This window comes from Roseomonas aeriglobus (assembly GCA_016937575.1).
In the GTDB taxonomy this organism is placed as follows: domain Bacteria; phylum Pseudomonadota; class Alphaproteobacteria; order Sphingomonadales; family Sphingomonadaceae; genus Sphingomonas; species Sphingomonas aerigloba.
This window is the reverse complement of sequence record JAFHKN010000002.1, coordinates 1,361,605-1,377,738: the sequence shown is the minus strand read 5'-3', so window position 1 is coordinate 1,377,738 and position 16,134 is coordinate 1,361,605. Positions and strand designations below refer to the sequence as shown.

Here is a 16,134-nt window from a genome sequence, read left to right as displayed (position 1 = left end):
CGGGTGTTAGGAACACCCAATGATGGGCGACGACGCAGGGCGATCAAGGTCGGAGCGCTGCGAAAGTTCGGGCGACCAGGGCGACGTGCGCATGTAGCGCCTCCATGTATCGCCGCGCTGCTGCGGCGTCGAACTCCACGATCGAGGTCGCGCCCTTTTTCGTGTTGTGGTCAGCGCACGCGATGACGAAATTGTGCAATTCGTTGCGACCGCCATGGAACGAGGCGATGACGTGGTCGCGATGCCATTCAAAGGGCTGATCCGAGCTTTCGCAATACCAGCACCCGGCTGGATGTGCCTTCTGGGCTTCTCCGAGGGCGACGTAGGGGCCCGCCTCGAACATCAGGACATCGCCGTTTTCGTTGTAGACCCGATACAGATGCGTACCTGCCGCATCCGTCCTGACATATCGCAGGAGATTGTAGGGCCTTTCATCCAGCGGGTGGGCCAGCGCCAGCTGGAGCGGTGTCGGCGGCAGTATCGTCATACCACCTCGCTATCCGCGACCCATGAACAAACGGTTCGAAAACGGCACCTTGGCCTGAAATACTGAACGTCCGATTGGTCTGGCCTTCCATCTCGCGATTGTTACACTGTGCCGACGATGAGCGTCCCTGCCATTTCACCTTCCGTACTCCAGACGGCGCTCGAGGCGTTGTGCTCCGACCATTCAGGCTTCGACGATCACTTCCGGCGTCTTCCCTTCGCGTGGCCCGCCGACGGATCGCTGGTGAACGGCGACTTCCTTCATCCGCTCTTCGGAGCCGACGGAGCGGACATGGATGCCCTTGTCGAGCACATCTACCGCTCACTGATCCCCTTCTGCCTGCCAAGGGGCGAGGTTAAGAAAGTCACCAAGGCGGCGCTCGCCGCTGGCGACATCCACCCCATCATCGCGCTCGCGGACCGTGCTCGCGAGCTCTTCGTGCGTACACGCGGTGCGACCACCGCCGGCGGGGAGGCAGGCGAATTGATTCTGTTCCTTCTCCTCGAGGCGTTGATCAAAGCTCCGCTTCTGGTTTCGAAGATGAGCCTCAAGACCAACAGCAACATGAACGTGCATGGTCGAGATGGCATCCATCTGCGCTACTGCCCCAGTCTGAACGGCCTCGTGCTGCATCTCGGCGAATCCAAGCTGCACAAGGGACTGGCCGCCGCCGTCGATGACGCCGTCTCCTCGATCGAACAGTATCTTGGCGACCGCGCGTTGCGCCGACGCGAAGTCGACATAATAAACGGCAACATGGACCTGTCGGGGTTGGATGCAGAGTCGGAACAGCATCTGCGGGCCGTCCTCAACCCATATGCTTCGCCGCCTTCGCCCGTCCACCGGACACACACGTGCTTCATCGGATTCGAATACGGCGGCTACGCCAAGGTGGCAGGTATCGACTCCACGAAGGTCGAGGCCGAATTCCAGCGCGTGTACGCGCGACGCGCTCAGACGGCGGCGCCGCTGATCCTCGAAAAGAGCGCCAAGCTGCCGGCTACCACGAGACTGCACTTCTTCGTCATGCCCTTTCCCGACGTCGACTCGTTCCGCACGACGTTCTCGCAGAAACTGGGGGTGCAGATTGATTGAGGCGCTCGTATCCGACATCCGCCGCGATGCGCAGTACCGGCGCGAGTTCGACGATCTTGTTCTTGACCGGATGGATCAGTCACTCACCCGGGCCGGAAGCGCCGAGGATCCCGGACCAGGCCCCATCGAGAGATTGGTTCAGAGCGCGGGCATTCTGAGCCTGAGCGGTGATCCTGTCGCGAGGCGGGAGGCATTCACGATCGCCTCTGCCACCTACGAGTTGTACGGTGAGGAACTAGGCGGCTTGGGCGACGCATTGGCCCTGGTCATGAGCCGCCTCGGGAACTTTCCCACCATTGATTTCCTCTCGGACCTTCGGGATCGTCCCTCGGGGCTTCCGACGCCGGCTCTTCTCGAAACGACCGGCCGACGGATCGCGAATACGGTGACGACCCGTGCCGGCGAAATCACCCTCACCGACTACCAGCGATCCGTATGGCAGGACGTGTCCGAACGCCGATCGGTGATAGCGTCCGCGCCGACCTCCGCCGGCAAGTCCTTCCTGTTCCAACGCCATATCGCGGATGGCTTCCACGCGGGCACTCTGCGGAATGCGGCCATCATCGTTCCGACACGTGCATTGATCGCACAGGTGTCAGCCGCCCTCGCCCCGATGATCAAGGACGCCGGCACCCCACCGCCCAGGCTTGTGACAGTACCCGTGGCGCGCCCGGACGATGGTGCCCCCACCGTCTACGTCATGACCCAGGAGAGGCTGCAGGTCCTACTCGCCGATCCCGCCTTCACCCTGGAAGTCGCGATGATCGACGAGGCGCATCTCGTCGGCGACGGCCCCCGCGGAATCGTGCTTCAATCCGTCATCGACGAACTGGTCCAGCGCGATCCCAAGCTCCAGCTTCTGTTCACCCTGCCGCGGGTGCGGAATGCCGATGATCTGGCTTCGATGTTCGACGTCGCCGACGCGCGGGTGCGACGTACAGACGACAGTCCTGTAGGTCAGAACATCATTCTTCTCGACGTCCAGCAGGCCGCTCCGGACCTGGTCAACGCAAGGCGATGGTCGGGAACGGCGCACCCGCGTCACGTCAGTCACCAGTTGCCCGTCGCTCTCGTGGCACCCGACCAGAAGCTGGTCTACCTGTCGTGGTTCTACGGGCGGGGTTCGCAGAGCATCGTCTACGGCGACACCCCCGCCCGATGCGAGAAGCTCGCCCTGCTCCTCTGTGACGTCGTGGACGAACAGGAGCAGCCGGAGGAGGATCTCCGCTTCGAGGCCCGAAGGGACTTGGCGAAGTTCGTCGCTGACCACGTGCATCAGGACTATGTTCTGGCGCAGGCGGTCATGAAAGGCGTGGGCTTCCATTACGGCAACATGCCGGCACTGGTACGCCAGGCGATCGAGCAGGCCTTCGATGAGCGCCTCCTCGACTTCATCGTGTGCACCAGCACCCTCCTGCAAGGCGTCAACCTCCCTGCGCGCAACATCTTCATGCGCCGCCCGGAGAAGGGCGAGGACCAACCGCTCGGCGCGGTGGACTTCTGGAATCTCGCGGGTCGCGCCGGTCGACTGGGGAAGGAGTTCGAAGGCAACGTGTTCCTCGTCGATTACGACGAATGGGACGCCAAGCCTCTGGAGGAACGACAGGACGGCGACATCCGATCGTCCATGAAGGATCAGATCGTCGGCGGGACGGCCGATCTGCTCGCCTACATAGCGGATCCCACACGCCCGACCGATGGGAACTCGACGCTCGAGAACTCATTCGCGCGTCTGTTCCGCGACTTCCGGCAGGGTCGGCTGGAGCGCACACTCGACAAGCTCGACGTACCGGCCGGCCACCGCGAGGACATCCGGACCGCAATCGAGAAGGCAGCGGCGACGGTCAAGGTGAACGACGAGACCCTCGCCGCCAACCCATATCTCTCACCCCACAGGCAGCAGCGCCTCTACGACAAGCTGAGGCGGGACGTGCCGAAGAAGGGCGTCGACTACTACATGCCACCACATCCCGCAGGGGAATGGGAGCCAACCAGGCAGAGGCTCATCGACGTCTACAAGCGCCTGCAGGTGGAACTCGATGGGGTGAAAGGTCGAGGTTTCGTGTGGTGGGCGACCCTTTCCCTCCTCTGGATGCGCGGTGAAGGTCTGCCCGACCTCATCGAATACCAGATCAATCGCGACGGGGAGCGAGTGATTGCCGAACGGGCCGCGGGCGGACGGCCACGCGGTCGCGCAAGCGCCACGATAATCCGAACCATGCTGCAGAACATCGAGAGCGGCGTCAGATACAAGTTCGTCCGACAAATGGCCTGCTACAATTCGGTGCTCAGGCAGGTCCTGATCGAACTCGGCGAGACGCATGCAGCCACGCACATTCCGGCCATTCCGCTCTTTCTCGAGGTTGGTGCCTCGTCCGGAACGATGCTCACCTTCATCGATCTGGGCTTGTCCCGCATCTCAGCCCGTCTGCTGCAGTCGAAGGCGACCAACTACGACATGAATCCGGAGCAGGCCCTCGACTGGCTCCGCCGCCAGGACCTCAGTGCCGGATCGCTGCCACCCGTCGTCCTTCGTGAACTGGATGTTCTGCTGCCGTAGCGGCGCACGACCACGCGACGGGTTCAACCGTTCACGCCCGCCAGGAACTCCGCTTTGCCGCCGTACGAGGGATGGCGGACCGGAATCCGCGTCGGGTGGGACTGAGCCATCGCAGCCTGTGCGTCGCGACCGATCGCAACGATGCGCCTGGGAGACACCATGGTCACGATGTCCTTGGTGAGTTCCGCACAGGCGAGCCGCTCGCTCCTAGTGTGACGTCGATTGGAAAGCGCTCGCCCGGGCTTATGGCAGTGAAGAGGAAAGACGTTCCAGAGCAGCACCCGACCAGGTCGACTAAGCAACGCTTCCCAGACGATGCCGGCCGTCTGCTCGCTTTCCGGGCCGTCCCGCGTCGCTCTCCTCACCGCCACTTTCCACAGGGATCCGTGCGTCGCCAGGCGACGATCGTCCGTCATAGCCAGACCGGTCCGTCGCGCGCCCCGATGCCCGGGCTCGAGAGCTATCCAGAGCTCGTCCACCCCGGAGCACGCCGCCTCGAACGTCACCAGGAGATTGTCGCGTCGGATCGCCGGCGCATCCGGGAGATCGTGATGCGGACAGACGTCCCGATAGGGATTGAACACGTTCTCGAAACTCAGATCAGCCAGGCGCTCGACTGCGCGCGCCGGCGTAAGGCCGACAGCCGGTCCAATATCCGATCCTCCGTCGGTCATCGCACGCACTTCCCACGCCTGTTCGAGTGTTGTTTACCATCGACGCAGTCGATACGCGCCTCGTCTCGCGTTTCCCTGAAGGCATGCATACCACGCATCTCCAAATAACCCGTCAACAGCGCGGACGCGAACAGGCTGATCCAAATGGCCGCGAAACAGCCCAGCCACAGGGATATTGCCGCACCGGCGTGTGAAGGGCGTCGCCCTGTCCGCCCTGCCGCGACGCCGAGCGGCCCGTCCAGCGAGCGGAAGCCCGCAACGAGCGCCAGCGAGAGGAGCAGAGCGCCGACCGTTCCGGCCACACCTGGCGCCGTGACACCCGCGCCTTCCGCATCCGCGTCCAGCATGAGCCAGGCGCCGAAGGCGGCCGCCGACGCGACGACCGCCGCGATGATGCGACGCCAGGTCTCCGTCGGCGCCACCTTTCCATCCTGCATGAGAACGTCCGTCATCGCCTCAGCCTAGCGTCCAAGCAGCGCGCGCACCAGAAGCGTCACGAATGCACCGAGGATCAGCGCCACTGCCCAACGGAGGATCGCGACGTCCCGCTCCATGGCGTTCAGGCGGTCGTCCAGGTCCTCCTCGACCTCGTCCATGTTCGCCTTCAGGCCTGCGAGGGATTGTATTTCACCGGCAATCGGCGCCACGAGATCCACCGGAATGTTGAGGAAGGTCTCGCCAGGCGGTCGCGGTCGATCGGTGGGTCGATCGAGGTCGGCGAACGCTATCATGAAGAGCTCGTCGCCCCTTCGCAGATGGACGTCTCCCGGCCCCGCATTGAATACGGCGAAGACTAGGCGACCCTGGTAGCCCGGATCCGCATGGAAGCCCGAAACGTTGACCAGTCCCCTGAACTTGGTGCGCTTGGAGCGCAGAGCGATGAAGGCGTACGCGTCCGACGGTACGCGGATCACCTCTTCGGTCAGGAGGAAAGCGAACTGACCCGGCGGGATGAGGAACGCCTCGCGGTCGTCAAGAGACCTGACGCTGGATCGCGCTTCGGCCTTGGCCGGCGATACGTACACCTCCGCGCCCATCGTCAGTCGATAACCGGCCGGATCGAGCCGGCGCCAATCGTAGAGATTCCGTCCGACAGGGTCGGTCACCATGTCACCGACGCTCATGCGCTCATGCAGCGTCTGCCTGCTCCAGAATCCGCGCATCGACGGCTCGCGCGGCTCGATCGGCGGCATGTCCGCCGAAGAGGCGCATCCTTCGTCCTCCCTCATCGTCTACAAGCCTCCCTTTACAGCAGCTTCGGCTGCCCGCTTACCACCGGGGCGTGGTGCGCGCCGGGATCGATTCCCCATCGCGGCGGCAGGAACGGCGGATCGAGCCCACCGCCCGCCGAGTAGTTCTGCTTTATCCTGGTGCGGCCGCTGGACCCGGATACGTCTGGATGCGCCACCCTGGCGTATTTCGAGATCTCGCAGAAGAGGTTTTGACAGTCGATGGGCTGGAGAGGTCGCCCGAACAATCCGGGGAACTCGAGGCCGAGCCGCTCGAAATGGCGCTCCTGCTCGTCGGCCATCCGGTGGATCACGGTTGCTGGATCGAGGGACGGGCCGTCGGAGAAGCACTTGGCGATCCCGTCGAGCGCGCCGGGTCCGGCCACGACGAAGGAGCCCTCGTGGAAGTCGAGCATCGCAGAATAGTTCAGGTCGATGGCGTACTGGAATGCGAGGAAGGGGCCTATGCCCGGTTGGCCGAGCAAGAGCGAATATACCTCGGACAGATCACCGGCTCCCACAATCCTTCCGGCAAGACCGTCCTTCATCATCCTGTCCAGAAGAGCCAAGTGGTTGCGGTGCTTGCGGGCGTGGCCGAAGGGCGGCACGGGCATGATGTAGGCGGCCGAGTACAGCCTCATCCCGGCGGACATCGCCGCATCCAGCGTCCGGCCAATGCCCTCCATGTCCGCCGACTGCCAAGCGATGGGTCCGTGCTGCGCCTCCAGAAGCTCCCAGGTCTCGATGCGGTTGAAGAGCTTGAACAGGAGGGTGCGGAAGAAGATCTCGGCGGGAGCCTGGGACCGGTCGGCGCGATACTGGACCTCCCGGACGAGGTACTGGCTGACGCGGTCGGCGATGCGGTAGGTGTTGGTGAACCTGTACGATGCGATGACGGCATCCTCGGTCCAGGGACCGGGCTCCCCCCTCACGCGGCGAAGATAGACGGCGAGCCGCTCCGCTGCGAAGCGCCAGTAGGTGTCGAAGACGATGGTCGTATCAGGCAATTAGATTGGTGCTCCGCATTCGAATGGGCGTGGAAAACGGCGCCCATAGCGGATCGGGATGCCGACGGCATCCCGCTTCGGACCGTAGTCCGGGGAGGGACCGGAAGGCAGCGCGATACCACGACGTCCGGAAACTACAGCCGCTCCGGCGAAGCGGACCGGCGAAGCACGGGATCAGTCACCGAGACGGCGGCGTTCCGGTCCGGTGTCGGATCCCGACAATTGGCCGAATCCGCTTTGCCAAGTCCGCGCCCGAAGAGTATCCGGACACGCTGCCATGTCCGGCGTCCACGCCGTCGACGACGGCCTGTCGCCGCATCCGCATCGTGAATCCCTTCTGACGTGACGAAGGAGGAGTGGTCGGGGCGTCGAGCGAAAGCCAGACGATCGAGGAAAGAAAGAAGAGTGACCGCGATGAACGCCGCAACAGGACCAGGACTGATCATCGTTGGTCCGGGCAAGCATTTCGGGGCCGAACTGGTGCGCAGGTTCGTCGCGGCGGGCTTTCGCGTCGGGGTGGTCGCTCGCCGGGAATCCAGTCTGGCGGAGCTGCGGACCGACGTGGGCCACGATCTGCTGACCCTGGCCGCCGACGTCACGGATACCGGCGCCTTCGAACAGGCGCTCGCCGAACTCGCCGGCAGGCTCGGTCGCGTCGACGGGCTGATCTATAATCCCAAGGCCAGCTTCAAGGCGGCGGCGCTGTCGACGGATGCCACCGACCTGGGCCACGCGATGGCCGTCAACGTGACGGGCGCGATGGTGGCCATCCAGACCCTGCTCCCCTGGCTCGAACCGCGACGGGGATCCGTGGTCCTGACCGGCGGCGGCTACAAGGACGAACCGGATCCCGACAAGCTCGCGCTTTCACTCGGCAAGGCCAATCTGCACGCCCTTTACAAGGCGCTCAACCAGCCGCTGCAGCGCCGGGGGGTTACGCTCAAGACCGTCATCATCGACGGCGCGGTCAGGCGCGACGAGGCGGGGCGCGGCGCCTCCTCCGTACTCGCGGACTTCTACTGGTCCATCTTCGAAGGCGGCTCCGGTCGCATCCACCGCTTCCCACGCGACCTGCGTCACCTCGGACAGTTCAAGCTCCTCTAGAACTCAGGCCGCTCCGCATGGAATGCGACCTCCTGGCGATCGAGGTCCGCCAAGAGCCAGCCACCCCCGTTCATGCGCAGCGCGTTCATCGCCTCATAACCCTGCGCGATGGCGGTGGCCCACAGCCATATCGGCACCTTCTCGACCTCCAGGCCCGTCACCACGCGCCGAATGAGATCCCGCACTTCGCCGTCTATGTCCGTTTCACTCGCGAAGTCGTTCCTCGTGCGGCTGAATACCTTCAGGATCGCGGATAGCGCCTCCTCGAGGTCCCTGGCGCGTGCACCGTCCTGCGTCCGATCGACGTCCGGATCCGACTTCCGCTTGACCTGCAGGAGCTGCCGCATAACGGGCGACCATCCGAGCACCGCCATGAAGGCGACGTGCACCGCGTCGTGGAAGCGGTACCCGTCTTCGTGCATTGCGTTGTCGTTCACGGGATCGCCGATCCGCTGCCCACGGACGAAACCGCGGTTCCCCACCTCGGCTCCCTCCTCCTCGAGTTCAGGAAAGGCGTAGGGCCGCGCATCCTCGACATGGAACGACACATGAGCAGATAAATCTCCGGCGGCTCCCTCCGCCGGAACAATCCGGAACAGCATTCTGCGGGGGAATACTTCCCGGTCCGGATACCCATCGTCGAATGGCGGCCGGTAGGCCGTGGATTCGTGAGAGTAGCGGTCGTGGGTACGCGCCAGATTGTCGTCCACGACCTCCTCCATCGAGATGCCCAGGGATCCGGCGATCATGACGAGGTACCACTGGACGTCGCCGAGATCCTCGATCAGCCGCGAACGCTGCGCATCCAGCCCGATCCTGTCACGGAGGTAGAGCTTGAATGCCCGGGCCAGCGAACCAACCTCCGACATCAGGCCGAAGACGAGTTCCATTCGGCCTTCGTCGGTTGCCGGGTCCACCTTCACCGTCTCGGCGGCCCTTCTCTGGTACTCCTCGAAATCCATGCGTCTCTCCTGTGCCGGACACGATGGATCATATCGCGTGACGCCGCCAGCCCCGGGGGCCGACCGTGCTCTGCGCTATGGTCGGCAGATCACCGACCCGTATACGCCTACCTCGGCGCAGGCGGAGAAGAATCCCTTTAGCAGCCAGTACAGTTGCACAAAGTTGGGCCGAACCGCACCGCCAGCCGCGAGGGTAGCGAATTGGTCTTCCACATCTGTACGGCTCAGAGACGAAGTCACCAGCACGACCCGGCGGATGGTACCGGGTCCGGATGCCACGTGCTCGATGCCGTGCCTAGCGACCGGCATGGGGCCGCCCCGTATCAGGCGGTCGATGGCCGTCTGAACCCCGTCAGCCCGGTAGCGGTCCGCCCAGCCGACGAACTTCCCTTCCATCACAGGACCGGTCATCGACATGCGGCCAAGATTCTTGATGCCCTGCCCGATCGCGTCGTGGAATGCCGAGGCGCTCAGCGAGCGTGAGCCGTGCTTGGCGTGGTAGAAGCTGATGCGCTGAGGCTCGGCTGTCGTCGAAACGCCGATAAAGTCGGCCCACTCATCTCCTAGATCATCGCAGATCAGAACGTCCTCCGTCGCGATCCCGGCTACGACCGCTGCGAAGACCGAGCCGCCCGTGAAGGCCGTCTGTCCAGCCGCGAAGGTTCCCTTCTCGCTGGTGGTCGCGGCGAGAGCAGGGTCGGCGGCCAGGAAGCGGAGGAACGCGCCGCCGCCGCCGCTGAGCGCATCGTCGCGGAAGAGGGAGCCGTCGATGTAGGCGAGCGCGGGATCGTCGAACAGCACCACGACGAGATCCTCACCGTCCACGTATCTGGCCAGGGTTCGCCGTTCGGGATCATCGCCCACGTCGGCGGCGGCGTTCTCCACGAACACGTCGTCAACGACCTCTGAATCCAATGCGTCAAGCGCGATGCGCTTCGCCCTGAATCTAAGGCGACCTACCCTCAGCCCCCCCTCGTCCAGCAGGGCGTATCCGTCTCCATCCACCACCGTCTCGAACGGTGCCTGCAGAGCCTCCAGGATCGCCTCCGTCTCTTCCGTAGGCAGCTGTCGCCAGCCGTCGGCACCCTGTCGGACGAGACGGATGTCAGGAACCTCGGAGAGCAGGCGGTCCGCCAGCGTCATCGCATCCACCGAGAAGAACGTGGGCGACAACGAAGATGCAAGGCGCGCGAAGTCCTGTGGTCGCGCAAAGCCGAGTCGACGCGCCCCGCGGACCACACAATACCCCCCTCGAACCGCCTTCCGGAAACCGTCAGGTTGGAGGACCCGCCGCGGCCGATCAGGCACCGGCGGCGCACCCCAATTTGGCGGCCCCGCCAAATTGCGCTGTTGCGCCTGAATTTCCTCATCCCTCACTATGCAGCCGCTTTCCTCGTCGCTCACCGACATCCGCGCACCACCAGGCTGCTCAATGCTACGGCGCGTTCGCTTCGGCGGCTATCGCCGCGCGCGTTCCAGGAAAGCGGACAGGCGATCGTCGTCGCTCATCGCGGCGTTGAACCGCATGTGGTCGCGCCACCCGCCGCTGGTGCTGAACACCGGGCCGGGCGCCAGCACGATGCCGTCGCCGATGGCGCGGCGAGCAACGTCGACGGCATCGACACCGTCCGGCAGCCGCGCCCATAGGAAGATGCCCGCCGACGGCTCGATCCACGGCTCGATGCCGACCGCGCGCAGCCGTTTGCTCACCCGCGCCATGGCGCGCGCGAGCCGGGTGCGGACGCCCTCGACATGGCGGCGATAGCTGCCGTCGGTCAGCACCGCATGGAGCAGGTTGGCGGCCAGCGGGCTGCCCGCCATCGAGGTGGCGATGCGCAGGTCGGCGAGCGCCTCGATCCAGTCCGGCCGCGCCGCGATGTGGCCGCAGCGCACCGCCGCCGACAGCGATTTCGAGAAGCTGCCGATGCGGATCGTCCGGTCGAACCCGTCGAACGCGGCCAGCCGCGGCGACGGCGCATGTTCGAAATCGGCGAAGATGTCGTCCTCGACAATGACCATATCGTGCGCTTCGGCGACCTTGAGCAGCCGGTGCGCCGTCGCCGCGGCGAGCGCTGCCCCCGTCGGATTATGGACGCCCGAGTTCGTCAGATAGAAGCGCGGCCGATGCGTCGCGGCCGCCTCTGCGAAGGCGACGACGTCCGGCCCGTTCGTGGTCATCGGCACGCCGATCACCTTGGCCCGATGTGCCCGCAACAATGCCAGGAAATTGAAGTAGCACGGATCGTCGACCAGCACGGTATCGCCCGGCTGGAGAAGGAAGCGGCACACCAGATCGAGCGCATGGGTGCCGCTGTCGGTCAGCAGGATCTGGTCGGGGCCGGCCTCCATCCCCTGAACCGCCATCCGCCGCGCCAGCAGCGTCCGCAGCGGCAGCGAGCCACGCGGCGAGGCATAGCCGGCGAGCGTGCCGTCATCGATCGTCCGCGCGGTGCCGCGCATCGCCTTGCGCAACGCGTCCCCCGCAAGCCAGTCGTCCGGCAGCCAGCCGCACCCCGGCTTCAGGTTGTGCCGATCGTCACGCAGCGACTGGCGCAACATCCAGAGCGGGTCGACCTCACGTTCGGGTGCGGGCGCAAGCCGGTCGAGCGCCAGCGGGGCGAGCGGCGCGGCGACATAAAAACCCGATCCCGGCCGCGAGCGGATCACGCCATCGCCGGCCAGTCGCTCATAGGCCTCGACCACGGTCGAGCGCGCGACGCCGCTCGCCTCCGCCATGGCGCGGATCGATGGGAGCCGGGCGCCGGGCGTGAGCGTGCGCGCCTCGATACGGTCGCGTATCGTGCGCGCGACCATCGCGGTGCGGGTTTCGTCGGGCCGGGCTGCCACCGTGCTGCACCTTTCACCAATACAGTTCGGTCGTATCGTATCCATCCGTCACTGTTCGCGCTAGCCTGCGGGCGGCTAGGTCAGGGCATCGCCAACAGGAGATATGCCCCCGTGACCCGCCCCTTTCGCCTCGTTGACGTGTTCGGCACCGACCCGTTGACCGGCAACCCACTGGCCGTCATCGCTGACGCGGAGGGGCTGTCGAGCGAGGACATGCAGCGCATGGCCAATTGGCTGGACTTCGCGGAAACGACGTTCCTGCTTCCGCCGGACGAAACCGGCGCAGACTATCGGGTCCGCATCTTTACCCGCGAGCGCGAACTGCCCTTCGCCGGACATCCGACGCTGGGGAGCGCGCATGCCTGGCTGGAAGCGGGCGGGCAGCCGACGCAGGACGGTGTGGTGGTGCAGCAATGCGGCGTCGGACTGGTGACGATCCGTCGCGATGGAGACCGGCTGTCCTTCGCGGCTCCGCCACTCCTGCGCCACGGCGCGCCCGACGAAGCGGACCTGATGCGGGTCGCGGACCTGCTGCGGATCGATCGTGATGCGATCGTCGATGCCAGTTGGGCGGACAACGGACCGGGTTGGCTGGCGGTCATGATGAAGTCAGCCGAAGTGGTGCTTGCTGTAGAGCCGGTTTGTCCGCCAGCGGGATCGGAGCGGCTGAACGTCGGCGTGGTCGGGCCGCATCGCCCCGGTGGCGACGCGTCGTTCGAGGTGCGCGCGATCATTTCGCCGGGCCACGGCAGCCTGCTGGAAGACCCGGTGACCGGCAGCCTCAACGCCTCGGTCGGCCAGTGGCTGTTCGCGAGCGGGCGGGCGAGCGGCAGCTACGTCGCCGCGCAGGGCACCCGGCTGGGCCGCACCGGGCGCATCCACGTCTCGCAGGACGACGCCGGGCAGGTATGGGTCGCCGGCGCGACGCGGACCCTGTTCAGCGGTTCGGTGCAAGGCTGATGCAGGTCGCGATCCTCACCTTCGACGGCTTCAACGAACTCGACTCCTTCGTCGCCGCCGCGATCCTCAACCGGCTGCGGCCGCACGGCTGGACCGCGCACATCACCGCGCCCATCGAGACGGTGACGTCGCTGAACGGCGTGACCGTCCATCGCCAACGGCCGCTCGAATTCGTCGAGGAGGCGGACGCGGTCCTGATCGGCAGCGGCTATCGCACACGCGAGATCGCCGCCGATCCTGCGATGCTGGCGCGCCTGCGCCTCGATCCAACGCGACAGCTGATCGCGGCGCAATGTTCGGGCACACTGCTGCTGGCGAAGCTGGGGCTGATCGGAGACCTGCCGGCCTGCACCGATCTCACCAGCAAGCCGTGGGTCGTGGAGGCCGGCGTCACGGTCATCGACGCCCCCTTCGCCGCGCACGGCAACGTCGCCACGGCCGGCGGCTGCCTCGCGGCGCCATACCTCGCCGCCTGGATGATCGCGCGCGGCGGCTCGCCCGACCTTGCGCGCGAGGCGCTGCACTATGTCGCGCCGGTCGGCGAGAAGGACCGGTTCGTCGAGCAGGCGCTATCCGTGATTGGCGCCCAGCCTTAATCCCTAAGGCTGGCCTGAAAACTGGTCGGCATCAGTGACACATGCGCGTCCAGCGGCGGCCGCAACTCGAATCCGCGTGGATCTCGGGCGAAGTTCCAGAGCCGCACAAGGCACCAATCGCGGCGATGCTCTTCCGACACGGCCAGTTCGTTGCGGCTGATGCGAAAGGGCGTGCGCTCCCATCCATTGGTGGTCTTCACCTCGATAAGGCGAGGACGACCATCGATCTCGAAGCTAGCGATGTCATAGCCGGCGCCATCGCCATCCTGGTCCGAAACCCAGCGGACGCGATCGGCCAGATCGTCGCGCCCGGCGGCAATAAGCGACGATCGTTCGTGAAGGACGATGCGCTCCTCGCCAGCGCGGCCAAGCGCACGGTTGCGGGCATCGCGCTCCGCCACGTCGAAGCGCCGGGCGATATACTGCATCTGCTCGAGTTCCTCCGGCGGCGGGGCATTGCCGAGCGTCGGCGGCGGGCCGATCCATAGGGTCGGCGCTTCCCGCACATGCGACGGCGACGACCCTCCGGCCAGTGACACGCGCGTGTAGGGCGAGAGCCACGCGGGATGCGCAGCCAGCCAGCGCGCCACGGCATCGACCAGCGAGCCCTGAAAGTTGAAGGCGGGCTTGTAGCCGGGGATCCAATCCTCACCGAGCCCCTTCAGGACGGCACTAATATTCTGATGCTTGTATTCGATTGACCCGCGTGGCCTTCCGATCGCCGCCTGCAACCGACGATTATGCTCGGCCTTACTATAGGGGCGGCCCGCCTCATCATCGGCCAGCATCGCGAAATAGTCGGCGACGATCGCGTCATTTTGTTGATCGGTCCAGTCGCCGGATGCCATCGGCCGAAGCTAGGTCATGCGGGCGAAGCTGTCACAACGAAGTCCGCGCCTGTTCCTCCTGCCGCTTCCATTCCGCCGTCCGCAGCACGACATAATCGCGCAGAAGCTGCACCCGGCGCGGGCGGAAACTGTGTCCGCCACGCTCCAGCGCCTCGATCCGCGGCACCTCGAACGTCCGGTATGCCTCGCGCAACAGGCACCATCCCACCAGCATCAGCGTCTTCGGGCTGTAGGACATGCCGAGCGGCAGGATCTCGCGCTCGGTCCGTCGCCCCTTCGCGTCGCGATAGGCGATCCGGACGCTGAACTCGTCCCAGCAGGCTTCGCGCAACAGATCGAGGTCGATCGTGATGGCAGCGCGGGGCTCCGCCGGGCGCCACGATCGCATCGTCGCATGTAAGGCTTGCCGCGCCTGCCGGTCGGGCAAGGTGGCGACGATCCGCGCCAGCGCATTGCGCCCCGCCGTCGCCAGCGCCTCGTCGCCGAAGTCGCCGAGACTCGCGACGCCGAGCATCAGCGCCTCGATCTCCAGCCGAGAGAAGCTTTGCGGCGGCAAGGCCGGGTCCTCGGTCAGCGTGTAACCGTAGCCCGCCGTCCCGTCGATCAGCACACCGCCGGCCCGCAGAGTGGCGATGTCGCGATAGAGCTGCCGCGTCGACACTTCTGTCTCCGCCGCGAGGCGGGTTGCCGTCACTGGCTTGGGTAGCCGCCGCAACGCGTCGAGTAACCGCATCAACCGATCCGATCGTGCCATCCCTACTGCCCGAAACTGTCAGGAGCTCCTCGGTAAATGGACGGCGTCATTCAACGCAAGGAGCAATCGATGCGCACCCTCTATTACTCGCCCAATTCCCGGTCCGACACGGTCGTCGCGCTCGTGCGCATGCTCGGTGCCGACATCGAGATGCGCGAGGTGACCATCGCGCGACAGGACGGGTCGGACAGCCCCGATCCCGCCAATCCGCACCCGGAGGGCAAGGTGCCCTATCTGACCGACGGCGACGATGCGGTGCGAGAGCGCGGCGCGATCATGCTCTACCTGACCGACGCCTATCCCGATGCCGGGCTCGGGCCGCTGCCCGGCGAGGCGCGGCGCGGCGCCTATCTGTCGTGGCTGTCCTACTATCAGGGCGTCATCGAACCGCTGCTGATCCTGAAGTGGGCGAACGTCAGCCATCCCGCGATTGCCGCCGGTCTGCGCGACTTCGATACGATGATCGAGCGACTGGCCGAGCCACTCCGCAAGGGGCCCTGGCTGCTCGGCGAGCGCTTCTCCGCCGCCGACATGCTGTGCAGTTCGCCCTTCTTCTGGTTTACCGACATGATGCCCGCCGATCCGGCGATCCGCGACTGGGTGGCGCGGTGCGCCGAACGGATGGGCGACGGGAAGTAGAACCAAGCCGGCCCACAATCCTGGGTCGGTGCCGGGCAAGATCGACGACCGGGATTCGCCATCGATCGGCGGTTGAAAGATGCCGCCGACCGATCATCGACCGCTTGCCATTTTGCGCACCCTTTTGTACCCATCGCTGTGCAACTCGCAGACAGACGAGTTGTTCGTTGACGTGGAATCAACGACTTGGCGGGTCGGGAAAAATTTGGAGGAATCCTGTCTCCCCGACCATCCCGGCGCGCCGCGTCGGCGTGGGGCCGCTGGTCCCTTCCCTCGTCACACCTTTGCTGCACTATGGGCGAGATCGTCGATGCGACGGGTTTTACGGTAAGGCGTCTCCTTATCGTGGTGACGCCCGTCTCGTGAGCCGCT

Annotated in this window: 16 protein-coding genes; 6 read left to right on the top strand and 10 right to left on the bottom strand. The window is 65.5% G+C overall.

Annotation, left to right across the window (positions count from 1 at the left end; genetic code table 11):
• Positions 1 to 43: 43 nt before the first annotated feature.
• On the bottom strand, positions 44 to 487 hold the full coding sequence (locus JW805_07070) for an HNH endonuclease (protein ID MBN2971775.1): 444 nt from the start codon (positions 485 to 487) through the stop codon (positions 44 to 46).
• A gap of 117 nt (positions 488 to 604) precedes the next feature.
• Here JW805_07070 and JW805_07065 point away from each other — a divergent pair, with 117 nt between their 5' ends.
• Together JW805_07065 and JW805_07060 are read left to right on the top strand one after the other, a co-directional pair.
• The gene (locus JW805_07065; GenBank protein MBN2971774.1) at positions 605 to 1,582 is read left to right on the top strand and encodes a DUF1837 domain-containing protein; all 978 of its coding nucleotides are present in this window, start codon (positions 605 to 607) and stop codon (positions 1,580 to 1,582) included.
• Positions 1,575 to 4,142, top strand: a complete 2,568-nt coding sequence (locus JW805_07060) for a DEAD/DEAH box helicase (GenBank protein ID MBN2971773.1) — start codon at positions 1,575 to 1,577, stop codon at positions 4,140 to 4,142. Before JW805_07065 ends, JW805_07060 begins: the two co-directional genes overlap by 8 nt.
• A gap of 23 nt (positions 4,143 to 4,165) precedes the next feature.
• On the opposite strand, the gene JW805_07055 is transcribed toward JW805_07060, so the two are convergent.
• The 4 genes from JW805_07055 to JW805_07040 are packed head-to-tail and all read right to left on the bottom strand — an operon-like array spanning position 4,166 to position 7,052.
• Entirely contained in the window at positions 4,166 to 4,816 is a 651-nt protein-coding gene (locus tag JW805_07055; protein MBN2971772.1) for a uracil-DNA glycosylase, read from the bottom strand.
• Positions 4,813 to 5,268 (bottom strand): hypothetical protein, encoded by a 456-nt coding sequence (locus JW805_07050; protein ID MBN2971771.1) that lies wholly within the window; start codon positions 5,266 to 5,268, stop codon positions 4,813 to 4,815. The genes JW805_07055 and JW805_07050 overlap by 4 nt, the downstream gene beginning before the upstream one ends.
• A gap of 9 nt (positions 5,269 to 5,277) precedes the next feature.
• The gene (locus JW805_07045; GenBank protein MBN2971770.1) at positions 5,278 to 6,045 is read right to left on the bottom strand and encodes a hypothetical protein; all 768 of its coding nucleotides are present in this window, start codon (positions 6,043 to 6,045) and stop codon (positions 5,278 to 5,280) included.
• A 17-nt stretch (positions 6,046 to 6,062) separates the two neighbouring features.
• Positions 6,063 to 7,052, bottom strand: coding sequence for a hypothetical protein (locus tag JW805_07040; GenBank protein ID MBN2971769.1), 990 nt, complete (start codon positions 7,050 to 7,052; stop codon positions 6,063 to 6,065).
• A 405-nt stretch (positions 7,053 to 7,457) separates the two neighbouring features.
• Here JW805_07040 and JW805_07035 point away from each other — a divergent pair, with 405 nt between their 5' ends.
• On the top strand, positions 7,458 to 8,156 hold the full coding sequence (locus JW805_07035; protein ID MBN2971768.1) for an SDR family NAD(P)-dependent oxidoreductase: 699 nt from the start codon (positions 7,458 to 7,460) through the stop codon (positions 8,154 to 8,156).
• Here the strand turns inward: JW805_07035 and JW805_07030 are convergent.
• The 3 genes from JW805_07030 to JW805_07020 all read right to left on the bottom strand — a co-directional run bounded on the left by JW805_07030 (position 8,153) and on the right by JW805_07020 (position 11,932).
• Positions 8,153 to 9,118, bottom strand: a complete 966-nt coding sequence (locus JW805_07030; protein ID MBN2971767.1) for a hypothetical protein — start codon at positions 9,116 to 9,118, stop codon at positions 8,153 to 8,155. The genes JW805_07035 and JW805_07030 overlap by 4 nt on opposite strands.
• A 75-nt stretch (positions 9,119 to 9,193) precedes the next feature.
• On the bottom strand, positions 9,194 to 10,261 hold the full coding sequence (locus JW805_07025; GenBank protein MBN2971766.1) for a hypothetical protein: 1,068 nt from the start codon (positions 10,259 to 10,261) through the stop codon (positions 9,194 to 9,196).
• Between the two features lie 315 nt (positions 10,262 to 10,576).
• Complete coding sequence (locus JW805_07020; protein MBN2971765.1) at positions 10,577 to 11,932, bottom strand: PLP-dependent aminotransferase family protein; 1,356 nt, start codon at positions 11,930 to 11,932, stop codon at positions 10,577 to 10,579.
• Between the two features lie 144 nt (positions 11,933 to 12,076).
• On the opposite strand from JW805_07020, the gene JW805_07015 reads away from it, so the two are divergent.
• Together JW805_07015 and JW805_07010 are read left to right on the top strand one after the other, a co-directional pair.
• Positions 12,077 to 12,925: a PhzF family phenazine biosynthesis protein gene (locus JW805_07015; GenBank protein MBN2971764.1), complete on the top strand. Its 849-nt coding sequence runs from the start codon at positions 12,077 to 12,079 to the stop codon at positions 12,923 to 12,925.
• Positions 12,925 to 13,521: a DJ-1/PfpI family protein gene (locus tag JW805_07010; protein ID MBN2971763.1), complete on the top strand. Its 597-nt coding sequence runs from the start codon at positions 12,925 to 12,927 to the stop codon at positions 13,519 to 13,521. The genes JW805_07015 and JW805_07010 overlap by 1 nt, the downstream gene beginning before the upstream one ends.
• Here the strand turns inward: JW805_07010 and JW805_07005 are convergent.
• Both JW805_07005 and JW805_07000 read right to left on the bottom strand, forming a co-directional pair.
• Entirely contained in the window at positions 13,518 to 14,369 is an 852-nt protein-coding gene (locus JW805_07005) for a DUF3883 domain-containing protein (GenBank protein ID MBN2971762.1), read from the bottom strand. The two genes, JW805_07010 and JW805_07005, sit on opposite strands and share 4 nt — an antisense overlap.
• A gap of 31 nt (positions 14,370 to 14,400) precedes the next feature.
• Entirely contained in the window at positions 14,401 to 15,102 is a 702-nt protein-coding gene (locus tag JW805_07000) for a YafY family transcriptional regulator (GenBank protein ID MBN2971761.1), read from the bottom strand.
• Positions 15,103 to 15,192: 90 nt separating this feature from the next.
• On the opposite strand from JW805_07000, the gene JW805_06995 reads away from it, so the two are divergent.
• Positions 15,193 to 15,762 (top strand): glutathione S-transferase family protein, encoded by a 570-nt coding sequence (locus JW805_06995; protein MBN2971760.1) that lies wholly within the window; start codon positions 15,193 to 15,195, stop codon positions 15,760 to 15,762.
• Positions 15,763 to 16,134: the final 372 nt, after the last annotated feature.